General features: G+C 57.6%; 17 protein-coding genes, 1 tRNA gene and 1 pseudogene. 7 read left to right on the forward strand and 12 right to left on the reverse strand.

What is annotated here, in order from left to right; translation table 11 throughout:
- Window positions 1-11: 11 nt before the first annotated feature.
- From ACR0MJ_RS01750 to ACR0MJ_RS01780, 7 genes are read right to left on the reverse strand one after another with little or no spacing between them, the layout of a single operon-like run.
- Window positions 12-944 (reverse strand): AEC family transporter, encoded by a 933-nt coding sequence (locus ACR0MJ_RS01750; protein WP_480758697.1) that lies wholly within the window; start codon window positions 942-944, stop codon window positions 12-14.
- A gap of 44 nt (window positions 945-988) precedes the next feature.
- Window positions 989-1,786 carry an MBL fold metallo-hydrolase gene (locus ACR0MJ_RS01755; RefSeq protein WP_480758699.1) on the reverse strand — a complete coding sequence of 266 codons (798 nt, stop codon included), beginning with the start codon at window positions 1,784-1,786 and terminating at the stop codon, window positions 989-991.
- Entirely contained in the window at window positions 1,783-2,589 is an 807-nt protein-coding gene (locus tag ACR0MJ_RS01760; protein WP_170424075.1) for a TatD family hydrolase, read from the reverse strand. Before ACR0MJ_RS01760 ends, ACR0MJ_RS01755 begins: the two co-directional genes overlap by 4 nt.
- Window positions 2,589-3,707 carry a DNA polymerase III subunit delta' gene (locus tag ACR0MJ_RS01765; RefSeq protein ID WP_480758704.1) on the reverse strand — a complete coding sequence of 373 codons (1,119 nt, stop codon included), beginning with the start codon at window positions 3,705-3,707 and terminating at the stop codon, window positions 2,589-2,591. Before ACR0MJ_RS01765 ends, ACR0MJ_RS01760 begins: the two co-directional genes overlap by 1 nt.
- Before the next feature lies 1 nt (window position 3,708).
- The gene (tmk, locus tag ACR0MJ_RS01770; RefSeq protein ID WP_170403915.1) at window positions 3,709-4,341 is read right to left on the reverse strand and encodes a dTMP kinase; all 633 of its coding nucleotides are present in this window, start codon (window positions 4,339-4,341) and stop codon (window positions 3,709-3,711) included.
- Window positions 4,338-5,504 (reverse strand): D-alanyl-D-alanine carboxypeptidase family protein, encoded by a 1,167-nt coding sequence (locus tag ACR0MJ_RS01775; RefSeq protein ID WP_170597077.1) that lies wholly within the window; start codon window positions 5,502-5,504, stop codon window positions 4,338-4,340. Before ACR0MJ_RS01775 ends, tmk begins: the two co-directional genes overlap by 4 nt.
- An 18-nt stretch (window positions 5,505-5,522) precedes the next feature.
- Entirely contained in the window at window positions 5,523-6,845 is a 1,323-nt protein-coding gene (locus ACR0MJ_RS01780) for an SPOR domain-containing protein (protein ID WP_480758706.1), read from the reverse strand.
- A 204-nt stretch (window positions 6,846-7,049) separates the two neighbouring features.
- Here ACR0MJ_RS01780 and ACR0MJ_RS01785 point away from each other — a divergent pair.
- Window positions 7,050-7,139, forward strand: a tRNA-Ser gene (locus ACR0MJ_RS01785).
- 374 nt (window positions 7,140-7,513) lie between these two features.
- Here the strand turns inward: ACR0MJ_RS01785 and ACR0MJ_RS01790 are convergent.
- The 5 genes and pseudogenes from ACR0MJ_RS01790 to ACR0MJ_RS01810 form a co-directional block, all read right to left on the reverse strand.
- Window positions 7,514-8,356 carry a hypothetical protein gene (locus ACR0MJ_RS01790; RefSeq protein ID WP_480758708.1) on the reverse strand — a complete coding sequence of 281 codons (843 nt, stop codon included), beginning with the start codon at window positions 8,354-8,356 and terminating at the stop codon, window positions 7,514-7,516.
- 284 nt (window positions 8,357-8,640) lie between these two features.
- A complete protein-coding gene (locus ACR0MJ_RS01795) occupies window positions 8,641-8,946 on the reverse strand; it encodes a recombinase family protein (protein ID WP_480758710.1) in 306 nt (101 codons plus the stop codon).
- 241 nt (window positions 8,947-9,187) lie between these two features.
- A pseudogene (locus ACR0MJ_RS01800) lies at window positions 9,188-9,346 on the reverse strand (DUF2924 domain-containing protein); the annotation flags it as partial.
- A 396-nt stretch (window positions 9,347-9,742) separates the two neighbouring features.
- On the reverse strand, window positions 9,743-9,988 hold the full coding sequence (locus tag ACR0MJ_RS01805) for a glutathione S-transferase N-terminal domain-containing protein (RefSeq protein ID WP_480758712.1): 246 nt from the start codon (window positions 9,986-9,988) through the stop codon (window positions 9,743-9,745).
- Window positions 9,975-10,583 (reverse strand): NAD(P)H-dependent oxidoreductase, encoded by a 609-nt coding sequence (locus ACR0MJ_RS01810; RefSeq protein ID WP_480758715.1) that lies wholly within the window; start codon window positions 10,581-10,583, stop codon window positions 9,975-9,977. Before ACR0MJ_RS01810 ends, ACR0MJ_RS01805 begins: the two co-directional genes overlap by 14 nt.
- Before the next feature lie 130 nt (window positions 10,584-10,713).
- Between ACR0MJ_RS01810 and ACR0MJ_RS01815 the strand changes: the two genes are divergently transcribed.
- The 6 genes from ACR0MJ_RS01815 (at window position 10,714) to ACR0MJ_RS01840 (ending at window position 15,932) form a co-directional block, all read left to right on the forward strand.
- Window positions 10,714-11,088: a winged helix-turn-helix transcriptional regulator gene (locus ACR0MJ_RS01815; RefSeq protein ID WP_480758719.1), complete on the forward strand. Its 375-nt coding sequence runs from the start codon at window positions 10,714-10,716 to the stop codon at window positions 11,086-11,088.
- Window positions 11,089-11,108: 20 nt separating this feature from the next.
- Window positions 11,109-11,516, forward strand: a complete 408-nt coding sequence (gene gloA2 / locus ACR0MJ_RS01820; RefSeq protein WP_480758721.1) for an SMU1112c/YaeR family gloxylase I-like metalloprotein — start codon at window positions 11,109-11,111, stop codon at window positions 11,514-11,516.
- 43 nt (window positions 11,517-11,559) lie between these two features.
- Entirely contained in the window at window positions 11,560-12,384 is an 825-nt protein-coding gene (locus ACR0MJ_RS01825; protein WP_480758724.1) for a TauD/TfdA dioxygenase family protein, read from the forward strand.
- A 211-nt stretch (window positions 12,385-12,595) separates the two neighbouring features.
- The gene (locus tag ACR0MJ_RS01830) at window positions 12,596-13,597 is read left to right on the forward strand and encodes a Gfo/Idh/MocA family protein (protein WP_480758726.1); all 1,002 of its coding nucleotides are present in this window, start codon (window positions 12,596-12,598) and stop codon (window positions 13,595-13,597) included.
- Window positions 13,597-15,168, forward strand: a complete 1,572-nt coding sequence (locus tag ACR0MJ_RS01835) for an acyl CoA:acetate/3-ketoacid CoA transferase (RefSeq protein ID WP_480758729.1) — start codon at window positions 13,597-13,599, stop codon at window positions 15,166-15,168. The genes ACR0MJ_RS01830 and ACR0MJ_RS01835 overlap by 1 nt, the downstream gene beginning before the upstream one ends.
- Window positions 15,165-15,932: an enoyl-CoA hydratase/isomerase family protein gene (locus ACR0MJ_RS01840; RefSeq protein WP_170511638.1), complete on the forward strand. Its 768-nt coding sequence runs from the start codon at window positions 15,165-15,167 to the stop codon at window positions 15,930-15,932. Before ACR0MJ_RS01835 ends, ACR0MJ_RS01840 begins: the two co-directional genes overlap by 4 nt.
- Window positions 15,933-15,934: the final 2 nt, after the last annotated feature.

Genomic DNA, 15,934 nt, shown 5'->3' on the forward strand with positions numbered 1-15,934 from the left:
TGGCAATTTCGTCATCCCAGTAGAGTCAGCCACAACCAGACCGTCAATATTGACGCGGTTGTTCCGATCAGAACCGACGACGCGGCCACACGTTTGGCATGTCCGTACATGTTCGCGAAGATGTAGCTATTGATCCCCGGCGCCATCGCTGCGGTAAGAACGCCCGAGCGGAACAGGTCTTGCGGCAGCGCCAGAGTTGACCCGAAGAACCAAACCAGGCTCGGGTGCAGCATCAATGAGATACAGCAGACGAAAATAATGGTACGCAGATCGCCCTCGGGTCGGTACTTAACCAGCACGCCCCCCAGCGCGAACAGGGCACCGGGCAAGGCCGCGCGGGTGATCAGGTTCAAGGCTTCGTCTACAACTCCGGGTATGGCCAGTCCAGTGAGGTTTACGACAAACCCCAACGAGATCCCAAGAATGAGTGCATTCTTGAACATGGCCGACAGCACGGATTTCAACATCAGCACTCCGCCGTTGCCGCGGTTTCGAAGCACCTCCATCACCGTGATGCCGAGGCAATAGCAAAAGGGTGAGTGGAACGCGATGATTGTGAAGTTGCCAACTAAATTTTCGACCCCATAGGCGCGCTCGGTAATAGGCAACCCCAAGAGGACCGAGTTTGAAAACAGACAGCAAAATCCAATAGCAACCGAATCCTCCCACGCTCGTCCGAAGATCAGGCGCGCGCCGATCATACCAGCGACGAAACACAGACCAGCTGCTGAATAGAAACTGACCAAAAGCCGAGGATCGAAGCTGGTGCCGAGATCGAGATTGGCAATGGCGAGAAACAGTAGGCAGGGAATTGCAAAGTTCTGCGTGAAACTCATTAACCCATCGATATGGGTTTCGCGAAAATAGCCGAACTTCGTCGCCGTGTATCCGGCACCGATGACCAGAAACACCGGCAGGATGACATCAATCAGGCTTTGTAACATGGCGGCGCCATATGGGGTATCGTAAGCGCGTGCAGCAGCATGCCTTACAGGGCGTGCCGGATCACCATGCCATCATAGGCAGGCGTGATATGATCCGGTGTTTCCGCATCGACCGTCGCATAATCCAGATCGATATGCATGTTGGTCAAAACGGCGCGTTTTGGTTTCAATTGGTCGATCCACTCCAGCGACTTTTCCAGATGGGCATGTGTCGGATGCGGGGAACGACGTAGAGCGTCAATAATCAGGCAGTCCAGATTCGCCAGTTCAGTCATGCTCTCATCATAAAGCTCTGCTACATCAGGCAGATAGACGATGTTTCCCATTCTGAAGCCAAGCGCATCAATCGATCCGTGGTTCACGCGAAATGGCCGAAGTGGGATCGTGCCGCCTGGGCCGGGAATTTCGAACGGCCCATTGATTGTCTTGAGGTCGAGTATGGGCGGATAGGGCGATCCCTCGGGCTGAACGAAGGCATAGCCAAACCGGCTGAGCAGATCGTTCTGCGTGTCACCATCGGCCCAGACGGGGACGCGGGTTTTCATATTGAAAACGATCATCCGCAGATCGTCGATCCCATTCATGTGGTCCGCGTGGGAATGCGTGTAGACGACACCGTCCAATCGCCCAGTCCCGGTGTCCAGCAATTGGCTACGCATATCAGGTGAGGTGTCGATCAGAACCGACGTAGTCCCGTCCGGCCCGTCCCGTTCGACCAGTAACGAGCATCGCCGACGCTGGTTTTTCGGGTTTTCCGGATCACAATCGCCCCAATGTCCCCCGAGACGGGGGACGCCACCGGATGACCCGCAGCCCAGAATTGTCAGGCGCAGCTCGCTCATGCAGCCGCCTTGTATGTGGCGGCTTTAGTGAAGAGCCGATCAAAATTGGCCTGCGTTTTTGCGGCGAAATCTGCGTAATCCAATCCGAAGACCTCAGCCCCTTTACGGGCGGTGTGTGCGGTATAGGCGGGCTCATTCCGTTTACCGCGATATGGTGGGGGGGCAAGATAGGGCGCATCGGTTTCGACCAGAATACGATCAACCGGAGCTGAAGCGAAGATATCGCGTAGTTCTTGGCTTCTTGGGAAGGCCGCGATGCCGGACATGGACAGGTAAAAGCCCAGATCAAGCGCGGCCCGGGCCAGTTCAGCCGATGAAGAGAAACAATGCATGACACAGGAATAGGGCGTATTACGATGCTCTTCGGTCAGAATGCGGGCCATGTCGTCATCAGCAGCGCGCGCGTGGATGATCAATGGCAGGCCAGTGCGCTGGGCGGCCTCGATATGGATGCGCAGCGATTGTTTCTGAACATCTGCCGACTCGGCCGTGTAGTGATAATCAAGCCCGCTTTCCCCAATGCCCACGAACTTGGGATGCTTAGCCAATGCGACCAGCTCATCGACCGTGGCCATCGGCTCATCAGCGGCGCTCATCGGGTGGGTGCCTGCAGCGTAGAAGACTGGGGCGTGAGCCTCGGCGATGGCGCGCACAGCGGGTTCGTTGCGCAGCCGGGTGCAGATGGTCACCATGCGGGTCACGCCAGCCTCGGCAGCGCGGGCGACGATATCATCCAACTGACCGTCGAAATCAGGGAAATCCAGATGGCAGTGGCTGTCGGTAATTTCGGGGGTGAGGCTCATCAGCTGTGACCGGCGGTTTCCTGTATCTTGAACACCGTATCTAGGACAAGCGAGGCAGGGTCAAGGTTCACCGCCTGCCCGTGTCGTGCGCGCGCCGTGATGAGCGCGGCGACCTCCGCCCATTGGCGGGCCTTGTGCTGCGAGTTAGAGAGGCGCGACAGAGTTTCAGCCTCATTCGGGGCGGCCTCGGGTATGGGGGCGGCACCTTTTGCACCTGTCAGCGCCAAACGCGAGAGCGCAACGTCGATCAGCGAAAGCAGCAGATCAAACCGTTCCGCAGCACCTCGCTGAGCAGCCGCTTCTGCCAGTTTCAGGGCGCGCTGGCGGTCGAGCCGGGGAAGGGAGCCCAGAACTGCAATCAGCTCGGCATAAAGCTCTAGCCCGCCGAGATTGATCAAGCGGACGGCATCACCCACTGAACCGGCGGCGAGGGCTGCCAAATGCTGGGCCCGACTAGGGATTTCTGTGCCGGTCTGCGCTAGCGCGGCCTGCATGTCATCTGCGCCAAGGGGTGAAAGCCGCAGCGTGCGGCAACGCGAACGGATGGTCGGCAGCAGGCGCGAAGGTTGGTGTGAAACCAGCAGCAGCGTCGTGAGCGCTGGGGGTTCTTCGAGCATTTTCAGCAGCGCATTGGCGGCGCTGACATTCATTTCATCCGCTGAATCGACGATAACAATACGGCGACCACCATCGGCAGAGGACAGGCCGAAGAACTTGCCCAGTTTGCGGATGTCATCGACAACGATTTCGTTGCGCAGCCGTCCCTGATCGTTGACGGACCGGGTGATTGCGGCAAGGCCGGGCTCGGCCCCCGCCTGGATACGGTGTGCGACGGGGTGGTCCGGGTCGATGTCCAACGTCTCAGGCGCAGGAGGGGCACCAAACAACCCGCCTTCATCTGCCGGAGGTGTGGCCAACAAAAACTGTGCAATGCGCCAGGCAAGGGTAGCCTTGCCCACGCCGCGCGGCCCCGTTAGCAACCAGCCGTGGTGCAGCCGGTCCGAGTTATACGCGGTTAAAAACGCCTCTTGGGCCGCATCCTGTCCGAACAGCTTGAGAGTTTCGCGCGGATGCGGGGCACCAGGGGCCTGATCCGGTGTTTGGATATCGTCGCTCATGTCAGCTCAATTGCAGGGACGCCATGACAATATCTGTCACATCCCGCGCAACGCTGTCCATGTCCCGATTGCCGTCGACCACGTGGAAACGGTCAGAGAATTCTTGGGCCAGACCCAGAAAACCTGCCCGCATCTGTTGTTGAAGATCCAAACCGAAATCTTCGAATCGTTCTTCGGTGCCCTGACGACCTTTGGCGCGCAACAGACCGGTTTCCGGGTCCATATCGATCAGCAAGGTCATATCTGGCTCTCGCCGGATCATCAAGCTGTGCAACTGATCCACCAAACCCCGCAGATCGCCGCGCGACAGACCTTGATACATCCGGGTACTGTCGGCAAAGCGATCGCAGATCACAACCTTGCCCTCTGCCAACGCGGGTTCAATCGTGCGCTCAAGATGATCGCGCCGGGCAGCGGTGAACAGCAGGATCTCGGTCTCGGCCGACCAGCGGTCCGGATCACCCTGCAGCACAAGGCTGCGAATTTCTTCTGCCCCGTCCGATCCGCCGGGCTCGCGCGTCAGAACGACGTCGCGGCCTTGATGCCGCAAGTGCTCGGCCAGCAGGCGCGCCTGCGTGGACTTGCCTGATCCGTCAATGCCTTCGAAGGTCAGAAACGTTCCGCGCGCTGTCACATTTGCTCCAGCGGGGTGTTGATCACTTCTTTCAGAACGATGCCACCCACGGTCAACATACGCACGACAAACCCGCCCAAGGGAACATCCTTTTCCGCAACCAGCGGGCGGCGGATTTCGGGCAATCCCTCGGGTTGGATCACAAGCTCGGCCAATTGCTGGCCCTTGCTGACCGGTGCGTTGATAGGGCCGTCATAGACAACCTCGGCCTTGATGTCCTTGTCGCCCAAAACGGGGAACAGCAGGGTCAGATCACCCTCGGGCACCAATCCCACAGTCTTTTCCGCCCCCATCCAAAGCTTGGCCTGGGCTACCGGTTCTTCTGATTTGGCAACTGTCCTCTCGACAAAATTTCGAAACGACCAGTTAACCACGGCCTCAGCCTCCTCTGCGCGCTTGGCAGTGCTGTCGAGCCCTGAAAGAACAAAGACAACCCGTCGGTCGCCTTGTTTGGCAGAACCGACCAAACCATATCCTGCCTCTTGAGTATGGCCCGTCTTGAGGCCATCGGCCCCGATATCCAGCTTCAGCAGCGGATTGCGGTTCCGCGCGTTCGAGGGCGCTCGGCCATCGAATTCGAACTCTTCTTCGGCAAACAGGGGATAGTACTCGGGGAAATCGGTGATCAGCCGGTCGGCCAGAACTGCCAGATCGTGCACTGACATCATGTGCCCAGCAGCAGGCCAGCCGTTGGAATTGGCAAAGTTCGAGTTGTTCATGCCCATCTGCTGCGCCCGCTGAGTCATGAAACGGGCGAATCCGGCTTCGCTTCCGTCGGGGCTGAGCGCTTCGGCGATCACGACACAGGCGTCATTGCCCGAAAGCACGATGATCCCGCGCAAAAGATCCTCGACCCGGACACGATCCTGCGTGTTCAGGAACATGGTCGAGCCGCCATAGCTCATTGCATGTTCCGAGACGGGCAAAGTTTCGTCCAGCGTCAAACGGCCATCGCGCAAGGCTTCAAACGCCACATAAAGCGTCATGAGCTTCGACATGGACGCTGGAGGCAGAGGCTGATCGGCGTCTTTAGACAACAGCACAGTGCCGGTTTTCTGGTCCATCACATAAGCCGCACGCGCGGTGGTGTCGAAGGCATGGGCGGGCAGTGCCAACAGCGCCAACCCGAGGGCCAGTGTGGTGGATCGCAAATCGGAAAGCATCATGGGCCTCCTGTTTGATCAGTTCTTTGCCGTGAAAGCATCGGTAAACCCAAGGTCTTTCACATCGTTCAACATCGCCCGGCGTTCCGCGCGGGTTGCAACGGGTCCAACCAAAACGCGCCAGACCGACTTGTCCTCGCTTTTCAGTTCCATGACTTCGGCAGCCATGCCATTGCGCCGGATCTTGTCTGCCGCGCTCTTGGCATTGGATTCGACGCTGAAGGTGCCCGCCTGAACAAAAGGTTTTGCCAACCCACTTGTCGTCGCAGCACTCGCCGTCGCTGGTGCCGCCGCCGTTGGTTCAGAGGCCTCGATGGCCGCTGCCGCTCCGGCAATCGGGTCCAGAGGCGTTTCGGTGATCGCGTCAGGGTCTTTCTTTTGCCACCACTTGCGTTTGGCCGGTTTTTCAGCCGGTGCCGTCAGTTCGGGATCGGACAGGGCAGCGGTCTGCGCAGCCGTCTGCGTTTCTGACGGCGCGGCCTCGGCCTCGGCAGCCGCTGCGGTTGCTGCGCCAGCAGCTGCGCCTGCAGCTGCGCCAGCTGCGGTCTCATCGCTTGGCTTCTTCTGCCACCATTTGCGTTTGGCCGGTTTCTCAGGGGCGGGGGCCTCGGTCGCGGCTAGTTCTGTGGTCGGGGCTTCTGCACTGGGCGCTTCTTCATCCGACGAGGCAACAACCGCTGCACCGGCAACGACCGCAGCCCCGGCGGCTGTTTCGGTGCTGGGCTTTTTCTGCCACCACTTGCGCTTTTGAGGCTTCTCAGCAGCGCCCGTTTCCGAGGCGTCCGCTGTGACAGTGGCATCCGCATCCTCTGCACTATCTGTGTCGTCGGTTGGTTCCGCCGCGACCGGCGCAGGGGGTTCTTCAATGGCCTCACGTCGCAGCGCGACGACCTGAACCTTGGTCGGAGCGCCAGCCAGCATTCCCAATTGCTCAGCAGCAGAAGAAGAAACCTGCAGCGCGGGACCCGGCAAATTCCGTTCACGGCGGAACAGAGCGCCCGTTACCGATTTGTTGTTGGCCGTATTCTTGATCAGCACCCGTTCGGGTTGCGTTACATCGGGATGTGCCACCCAGATACCACCCAGCGACGGCCGTCCATCCCACAGCCCGGCTTCGGTGACCTGAAACACCTCGGGCGCTTCGACATCGCGCTGATTGGTCGAGGCGGCCTCCGGGAACAGTTCGAACCGGTTGGTGTTGTCCGCATCTTCGGTTGCGGTATCCTCAGGCGGGTCCTCTGTTGTAAGTAACCCTTCTTCGCATCCAGCCAATGCTGTCATGGCCACGACCAAAATTGCCAGCCGTTGTGGCCCAAAGCGTGTGCCCGTAGCTCGCTCCATTTTCTCAATCCCTTGCCTGACAAGGCCATTCCGGCCGCGCCCCACCGCGTCATTGCTGGTTCTTGTTGCCAGTCTTGTGCGGTCTTTCCCGCAGATCATAGCGCGGGCATCGGGCCATGGAAAGACTGCTACATTCGCTTCGGCAAGATTTCCCGCTTTATGGCTTGCCTCCGCGCTCAACTCGTCTTAGACCCAGCCTCACGCGGGGAGGTGGCAGAGTGGTCGAATGCGGCGGTCTTGAAAACCGTTGAACGTGAGAGCGTTCCCAGGGTTCGAATCCCTGTCTCCCCGCCACTCATACCTGTCTCACTTCAGTTGTGATTTCTGATCCGGAATTGTTCCGCAATTCTCGCGCGTTGACGCATGCGCTTTCAATCAGAGACAGAGCAGACCGTACACTCAGTGCGCACTTCCGGCTGCAGTCTCAGTGGCGTATTTGGGCGGAGTCGCTTTGGGCGGGATTTCCCTGATAACCGGCAGATTACAGGGAAATTTCGTTGAACAGGTCTGATTTTCGTCATTTTTCTATCGGAACTGCATGTTTTTCAGAGGTTTATGTTGCAAATTCTCTAATAAGTGGAACAGGGAATTCTCTCGCGCGAACAGGGAATTGTGCCTACGGATCAGGGAGCGCGAACCCTGTAACAGGGACGAAGGACTTGGAGATGTCAGAAGCCGAACATGCGTTCCTGTTCAGCCCAGTCAAGTGTGTGGGTCACGCTGACCTGGCGCTTGAGTGTAAGTTCGGGCGGCTGAATGCCGTCGAGAATCGCGGTCTGAATCTTCGGTGAGAGAAAGGCGAGCTGAGCGCGGGTACGGACAAAGGCGCCTGAGAAGCCTTCGCGCCGCGCAATTTCCATCAGTTGAACTCCGGCTTTCAGATCACGGGTCCAGCCATGGGCGCGGATCAACATGGACCGGAGGCGGGGATCGGGTTGGGGTGCCATATCTCCGGCGATGACCTTGACCTCAACGCCGCGGCGGCGCAGATCGAAGGATGTGCTGATGTGTGTGAGATCCGGGTGCAGATGGTCCGCAACAATGCCAAATGTGCGCGCCAGAGTTCTAAGGTTCAACTCGAGGTCGATCTGTCCTCTTACAATTCTGCTGCTGGCCAGAATATCTGCACCGGCCTGACCGGCTTGGCGTTGGAGTCGGGTTACTAAAACCGTGATTGAAGTCTGCACTGCCTCCGCTGACCCGGCCTCCGGTTGCGCCAGCACCTGGTGCGCGGCGGTGGCGTCTTTCAGATGTCTGACGATGACATCCATGACAGCGTGTTCCAGCGCACGGCCGGGCAGTCGCCAGCCCGAGATATCCTTGCCACCCGAGATCAACCGATTGGAGACGTAATAGCGCAACCGTCGACCTTTGCGCGTGGTGTGGGTTGGCGTCAAGCGATCACCAGTTTCGTCCTGCAGCAGACCGTTGAGCCAGGAGCCGGAGTCAGTGGTACGTTGGCGCGTATCGGGCGCAGGGTCTGCACGGGATCGCTGCGACGCTTTGCGCATTTTTTCCTGCATCCGTTCTTAAACGCTTTGGTCGATGATCACCGGGTGTTGTCCGTCCCAGATCTTACCCTTGTGGCGGATTTTTCCGAGATAAACTGGGTTGCGCTGCAGTTAATAGATCTGGCCACGTGACAGTGGACAACTCCCCTTCACGCTGCCATCTGTCCGAACAACCCGTTTTGACCGCAGCCCTTCTGCCGTTGCCCGTTCCACTACTTTGCGCAGGCAACCCGGCTCGTCATAAAGACTGAAGAGTCGCCGGACGGTTATTGCCTCGTCTTCATTCACCACCGGCGTTCTTGTTTTTGGATCGGGTTGCGATCATAGCCAAGTGGTAGGTTGCCACCCATCCAGAGCCCCTTTTTCTTCGACGCCGCGATTTTGTCGCGAATACGTTCGGCGGTGACTTCCCGTTCAAACTGAGTGAAGGACAACAGCACATTGAGTGCCCGTTGCCCCATGGAAGATGAGGTGTTGAATGCTTGTGTGACGGACACAAAAGAACAGCTCGTCCGTTCAAGCCGTTCGCCCAGCTTAGAGCAGTCGGCAAGCGACCGGGTCAGCCGGTCGATCTTGTAGACCACAACCATGTCGATGCGCCCTACATCTATCTCTTCAAGAAGACTTGAAGGGCGGGGCGCTCGAGTTTGCCTCCGGACAGCCCGCCATCATCGTAGCGCCCTGGCAATCGGGTCCAACTTTCGTGTCGCTGGCTGGAGACATAAGCCAAGCAGGCCTCATATTGCGCGTCCAGTGAATTGAAGTCCTGGTCCAGATCATCTTCTGAGGACTAGCACCTGTAGATGGCGGATCGGATTTTATGGCGAAGGCTCATTTGGCGATCTTTCCGGTGAGCCCGAAGAAACGCGGCCCTGACCAATGCGCGCCGGTAATCTCTCGGGCGATGGCCAAGAGCGAGCGATAGGACCGACCGCTCCAAGTGAAGCCGTCTTCTGTAACGTCCACTACATGGGTCGTGCCATTCCACTCGCGCTGTAGGCGCCCGCCGGGTTTAAGGGCAGGGCAGGTAGGTCGGGGTCTCTTCTCAGAACCTTTTTTCCAGCGTGGCTTTCACCTGCCGCGACAGCCCGCCACGATTGCGAGACTGCATCTCAAAGGCAATGAAGCGGCGCAGGAAGGGTTGGCTGAGCATGGTGGGGGCGGCTTAATCAAACAGTTGTTGCCAAATCGTGACCAGATCCGATCGATCCATGGCGGCGAGATCGGCGACATCGCTAGTCTTGGTCATGACTCTTCTCTTGTTCCCACCGTCAGGTGATAGGTGGAAGACACATGTCCCATCTTCGGGCCGATATGGCCGACGTGAAAGAACATCCACTGCATGACCTCGGACCGTTTGACCGGGTCTGGTGATAGGAATTTCCATTATTTTTCAGTCAGGTGCCACAGTGTCGCACCGGATTCGAAGATCGCTCGCCCATCCGAGCGGTCTTCGATTGTTGGGATTTTTCCGTTTGGGTTCAGCGCCAGATAATCCGGCGCTTTTTGTTCCTGCTCGGGAAAATTGATGTGAGACAGGTCATAGGGGACACCTGCCTCTTCCAAGAAGATGACCGGCTTGTAACCGTTCATCGTACCCGCGGTGTAGAGATGAATATCAGGCTGGGACATGTTCAACCTCTGTAAATGCTGTCTTAAGATGCAACTTAAATCGGGCGAAATCAGTTTCGATTTCCGGGTTCTTCATTACGTCAAATGCCGCAAACGTCGGCAATGGCTTCAAGTTGAGGAACTTTGCGGTCAGGTGTATCGGGCGCAAAAGGTCATCAACGCTGTCACCGGCAAAGAACGGTTCGGTCACGGCGTCGAACGCCTCTTTTGGCGCGTTGAACGTCACCGAAAGCATGTACGTCTTGTCGTTCAGCGCGCCTCCCATCCCATAATTGGCCTTCGGCGCGTCAGCCGTCCGACCATCACCGGTACTTAGCCGCCCATCCATACCGGCGGTGTACACCTCATCCATGTATTTCTTGAAAACCCATGGAACTCCCATCCAGTTCACCGGGAACTGCATGATGACTGTGTCGGCCCAAAGGTGCGCCTCGACCTCAGCATTGGCGTCATAGCCATCGGCAACGGTGGTCACGCGCACTTCGTGGCCCATTGCGGCCAACGTGTTACGCGCGTGTTCGGTCAGGCTGGCGTTCAATTGTCCGGGGGCGAATTCGTAGGGCTGGGTGCCGTTCACGATCAGGATTTTGCTCATGTCTATATCCAATAAGTGCAAATTTTGAACCCTTGACTCTGGGCGGGTTCAGAGAGCATTTGATTGTGCGGGTGTAAGAAATCAACTAGTATACTTTTAGTAACCTAGTTGCCTGGGTGAAAGGGCGGTAATGCGAGCGCGGATTGACGAGGATGCAAAGGGGCGTCGACGGGTCTCGGAGGCCTGTCTGGAGCCGTGTGCAATCGAACGCGGTATGCGGATCATTGGCGGAAAATGGACCGGATCGATCTTGTGGCACCTTAAGGATGGCCCGGTGCGCTTCAACGACCTGTCGCGTATGATCGGAGGGGCCAGCAAGAAGATGATCACCGAACGGTTGCGTCAACTTGAGGAACGGGGCCTGGTGCATCGGCAGGTAATGGATACATCCCCTGTTTCCGTGCAATACTCGGTGACCGATTTTGGCCAGACAGCGCTTGGTTTTCTTAATGAGCTTCGAAAGTGGAGCGAAGAATTGCCTCAAGAGCTGGACCGAACCATTTGATTTTGAAAGGGAACGAGTCTGTGGGCGGTCTGAAAGCAATCCACCATGCTGCAGTCATTTGTTCGGATTATGAACGGTCCAAGGCGTTTTATTCAGAAACGCTTGGGTTGAAGATAATTGCGGAAAACTTCAGGGCAGAGCGGCAATCCTGGAAGCTGGATTTGGCGTTGCCGGATGGTTCTCAGATCGAGTTGTTTTCCTTTCCCAACCCGCCCAAACGCGCGTCCCGCCCCGAAGCGCTGGGTCTGCGGCATCTTGCGTTTGTTGTAGATGACATCGAGACGTTGAAAGACAGTCTGGAACAGAAGGGTGTTTCCGTCGAGGACATCCGTGTCGATGAACACACCGGACGTCGGTTTACCTTTTTCAGTGATCCGGACGATCTTCCATTGGAATTGTATGAAGTAGCGCCGATAGCGTTGAAGTGATATTCCTCGTTCTTTAGACTGAGAGAAGCAGGGAGGAAGGCGCATGGAAGTAAAACCTCTCACCGGTGGATTGGGCGCGGAAATCGTCGGGGCGGACATCCGGCGCGAAGATCAATTCGATGCGATCAATTCGGCCTTTGCAGAGTATTCCGTAATCGTTCTGAGGGCCCAAAGCGTTAGCCCGCAAGAGCATCTGTCCTTTGCGCGAAGGTTCGGCCCGATCAACGTGAACCGCTTTTTCAAACCGGTCGACGGCCATCCCGAGATTGCCACGGTTTTGAAAGAGGAGGATCAGAAAGAGGCTGTGGGAGAGGGCTGGCATACAGACCACTCCTATGATCAGGAACCGGCCATGGGCTCAATTCTGCACGCCTTGGAAGTCCCGCCGCACGGGGGCGACACGCTGTTTGTGTCGATGGCTGCTGCCTATGAGGCTTTGTCGCCCACGATGCGTGGTTTTCTGGATGGCCTATGGGCGGTGCATTCCTCTCGCCATGTCTTTGGCGCCGGCATCGTGGATTCGGAGGCCGCTAAAAGCGGCAGGCTGGGTAATGCCGAAGCTGCCACGCAAGACGCTTTGCACCCCGTTGTAATCACGCATCCGCTGAGCGGCAGGCGAGGGCTGTTCGTCAATCCTGTGTTTACCACCGAAATCAAGGGGTTGAGCTCAGATGAGTTTGCAGCTGTGCTTGGGATGCTCTATGATCATTGTAAGCAGCCCGAATTCCAATGCCGCCTCCGTTGGCAGACAGGGGATATCGCCATTTGGGATAACCGAGCCACGTGGCACAAGGCAATCAACGACTACCACGGTTTTCGACGCCTTATGCACCGGGTGACGGTTGAAGGGGTTGCCTTGACGCAGTGAGGCAAGTGGCGCAAAGCGGACCTCAGCGACTCAGTTTGGGCGTGACGACACTTTAACATCTGTCGATTCCCGACGCCCCTATTCAACACAGCGGTTGATGTCTAATTTACTGCTTTATTTCTTATACTTAGGGCACGCTAAGGAAATTCTCTTGTAAAAATTGGAACGTTCCATTAAAGACTTTGGAACCTTCCAATTTTGGAGAAAATGGATGAATTGGGCATTTGTCGGAGCGAGCACAATAGCTTCGCAATACATGTTGGTTGCAGTGCGCCAGCAGACAGGTAACGACGTGACCTGGGTCGTCAGCAATTCTCCTGAGCGGGTTAAAAGCTGGGCGAGGGAACATGGAATTCCCAACGCAACCACAGACTTGGGCGCTGCCCTGACTGACGAGAACGTTCAGGCTGTCTACGTCTCCTCGACCAATGAGAAACACCACGGTCAGGCAATTGCAGCCATTTCGGCTGGCAAGCATGTTCTATGTGAAAAGCCGCTTGGGATGACCCAGGCGGAAGCGGTCGAAATGGTGCGCGCAGCCGAAGCGGCTGGCGTGACTTTTGGTACAAACCACCACCTGCGATGCTCTGGCAGCCATCGTGCCATTCGTGACCTCATTGCAGACGGGCGCGTCGGCGACGTTCTTTCGCTGCGTATACATCACGCGGTACATTTGCCCGGGAACCTACAGGGGTGGCGCATTAACTCTGCAGATGCCGGCGGCGGCGTGATCCCCGACATCGTCGTTCATGATGCGGATGTCACGCGGTTCCTGCTCAATGAGGACCCGATTTCCGTCGTCGCGCAAATGGCCAGCTCTGGGATGGGGCAGGGGGTCGAAGACTCGTGCATGTCCGTGTGGACGATGCCATCGGGGGCGATGGTCACGACGCACGAAAGCTTTACGCACCCCTTTGCCGGGTCGGGCCTGCAAGTGCACGGGACCAAGGGCTCGATTTTTGCGGATGGCGTCATGACGCAGCGCCCTGTTGGGGCAATAAAACTGGTGACTGAAGCCGGAAGCGAAGAGATTCCGTTTTCGGACCACTCTCTCTATGTTCAAGGCGTTTCGGAATTTGTCTCCGCAGCGGCGGGACAAGGCCGTCCTGCTGCCGACGGACCTGACGGAGTGAAATCGCTGTCAATCGCGCTGAGCGTTCGTGAGGCCGCAGCGTCGGGTGAACGTATCAACATAGATTATGGCGGTTTCTGATGACCAAGCTTGTTTCCGTTTCCGAGGCCGTTTCTCGTATCCCAGACAATGCGGTTGTCACCGTGTCGTCGTCCTCTGCGCTCGGGTGCCCTAACCTCGTGCTGAAGGCACTTGGAGAACGGTTTCGCACAGAGGGGCATCCGCGCAACATTACAACGCTGCACCCTATAGCCGCCGGTGATATGTATGGCGTGAAGGGCATGGATTATCTGGCGCAGGATGGATTGCTAAGCCGCGTTCTTGCCGGATCTTACCCGTCGGGCCCTTCCAGCCTTGAGATGCCGGAAATCTGGAAAATGATCGTCGAGGATCGGGTCGCCGCATATAACGTGCCGTCGGGAATTCTGTTCGACATGCATCGCGAGGCCGCAGCGCATCGGCCTGGTGTTCTGACGCAAGTCGGGCTTGAAACCTTCGTGGACCCTGTCCGCGAAGGGTGCGCGATGAATGCGCGTGGCGCGGCAACGCCCATCGTGAACCGGAGAGAGTTCGACGGTCAGACCTGGCTGCACTTCCCAAACATCAACCCGAACGTATGTATTTTGCGCGCTACCACAGCGGATGAGTTCGGAAACCTGACCTATGAGCATGAAGGCGCTTATTTGGGCGGGCTAGAGCAAGCGATCTGCGTCCGCAACCACGGTGGGATCGTGATCGCACAGGTTCAACGTGTGACTGCCGCCGGAAGCCTGCGCCCCCATGAAGTGCGCGTGCCGGGGCATCTGGTCGACCTGATCGTTGAAGACCCGGAGCAGATGCAAACGACTGAAACGTCTTATGATCCTGCGATTTCTGGCCAGATCATGCGCCCTTGGGACAGCTTTTCACTGGCCGAGCATGGCGTCGAAAAGGTCATCGCGCGTCGCGCCGCCCAAGAACTCCGCAGCGGCATGAGCGCCAACTTGGGCTTTGGAATCAGCGCTATGGTCCCGCGTGTTTTGTTGGAAGAGGGGCATCCTCAGGCTGTGACATGGGCGATTGAGCAAGGGGCCGTTGGAGGCGTCCCATTGACCGGATTTGCCTTTGGCTGCGCGTCCAACGCACATGCTTTCGTGCCGTCCCCACAGCAGTTCATTTATTTCCAGGGCGGCGGCTTCGATATGTCGTTCCTCTCGTTCCTCGAGGTTGATGTCGAAGGCAATGTGAACGTCTCCAAACTGGGTAAGAAGCCCTACCTGACCGCAGGATGTGGTGGGTTCGTCGACATCACGGCACGCGCCAGAAAGATCGTATTCTCGGGCTGGTTCGAAGCCGGCGCTAAGATCGACCTCGCAGAGGACGGTATCCGGGTGAATGCCCCGGGCAAGTTCACCAAGATGGTGGATCAGGTTGAACACGTCACATTTTCAGGTCGCCGTGCCCGGGAAACCGGTCAGGACGTTCTGTATGTGACGGAGCGCTGCGTCATTCGCCTTACGGATCAGGGTCTGGTTGCTACGGAAATCATGCCCGGCATCGAGGCGCAGCGCGATATTGTCGAAGCATCGGGTGGTCGCGTCAAAGTCGCGGAAAATGCGGTTCAGATGCCCAAATCTCTGTTCGCGTTAGGCCCGATGGGGATGACCCTGTGAGCAAACTTGGGTTTCATATCGAGGGTCCGACAGCCGTACTTACATTGGACAACGTGCCCAAGCTCAATGCTCTGACCGTAGACATGCTGGATGCGTTGGAGGCTCGCTTGCGAGAGGTCGAGCGTGACGCGTCCATTCGTGCGCTTGTTCTGACTGGCGCAGGAGAAAAAGCGTTCTGTTGCGGAGCCGATATTGAAGCATGGGGTGGTCTGAGCCCCGCCGAGTTTGCGCGTCACTGGGTCCGAGACGGACACAGAATCTTTGATCGGTTGGCACGGATCGGCAAACCGACTATCGCTGCGATCAACGGTCACGCCTTCGGCGGCGGTCTGGAGTTGGCCAGTTGCTGCGATCTGCGCTTGATAACTCCGCGTGCAACGCTGGCTTTACCTGAAGCTCGGGTTGGGATCGTGCCGGGCTGGTCGGGGACGCAGCGGTTGACCCGGCTGCTTCCCGAGGCTGCGGTGAAAGAGATGGCACTCTTTGGGCGCCGTATTGGTGCTGACCGCGCCGTCGCCTTGGGCTATGCGACCGAGGTGACTGACGACGTTCTGGCGCGCGCGCTTGAGATCACCGCCGAACTTAGCGACCTTTCGCCTCGCGCCACCGAAATCTCAAAAAACATGATCCATGCAGCGGTCGGTGAAGACACTCATGCCGTGGTCGAAACCCTTGGTAGCGCAGCGATTGCCGCCTCAGCGGACCGCGAAGAAGGCGTTGCCGCATTCATGGAAAAACGTAACCCCACATTTTCGGGCCTTTGACA

This window comes from Ruegeria sp. C6, assembly GCF_056537625.1.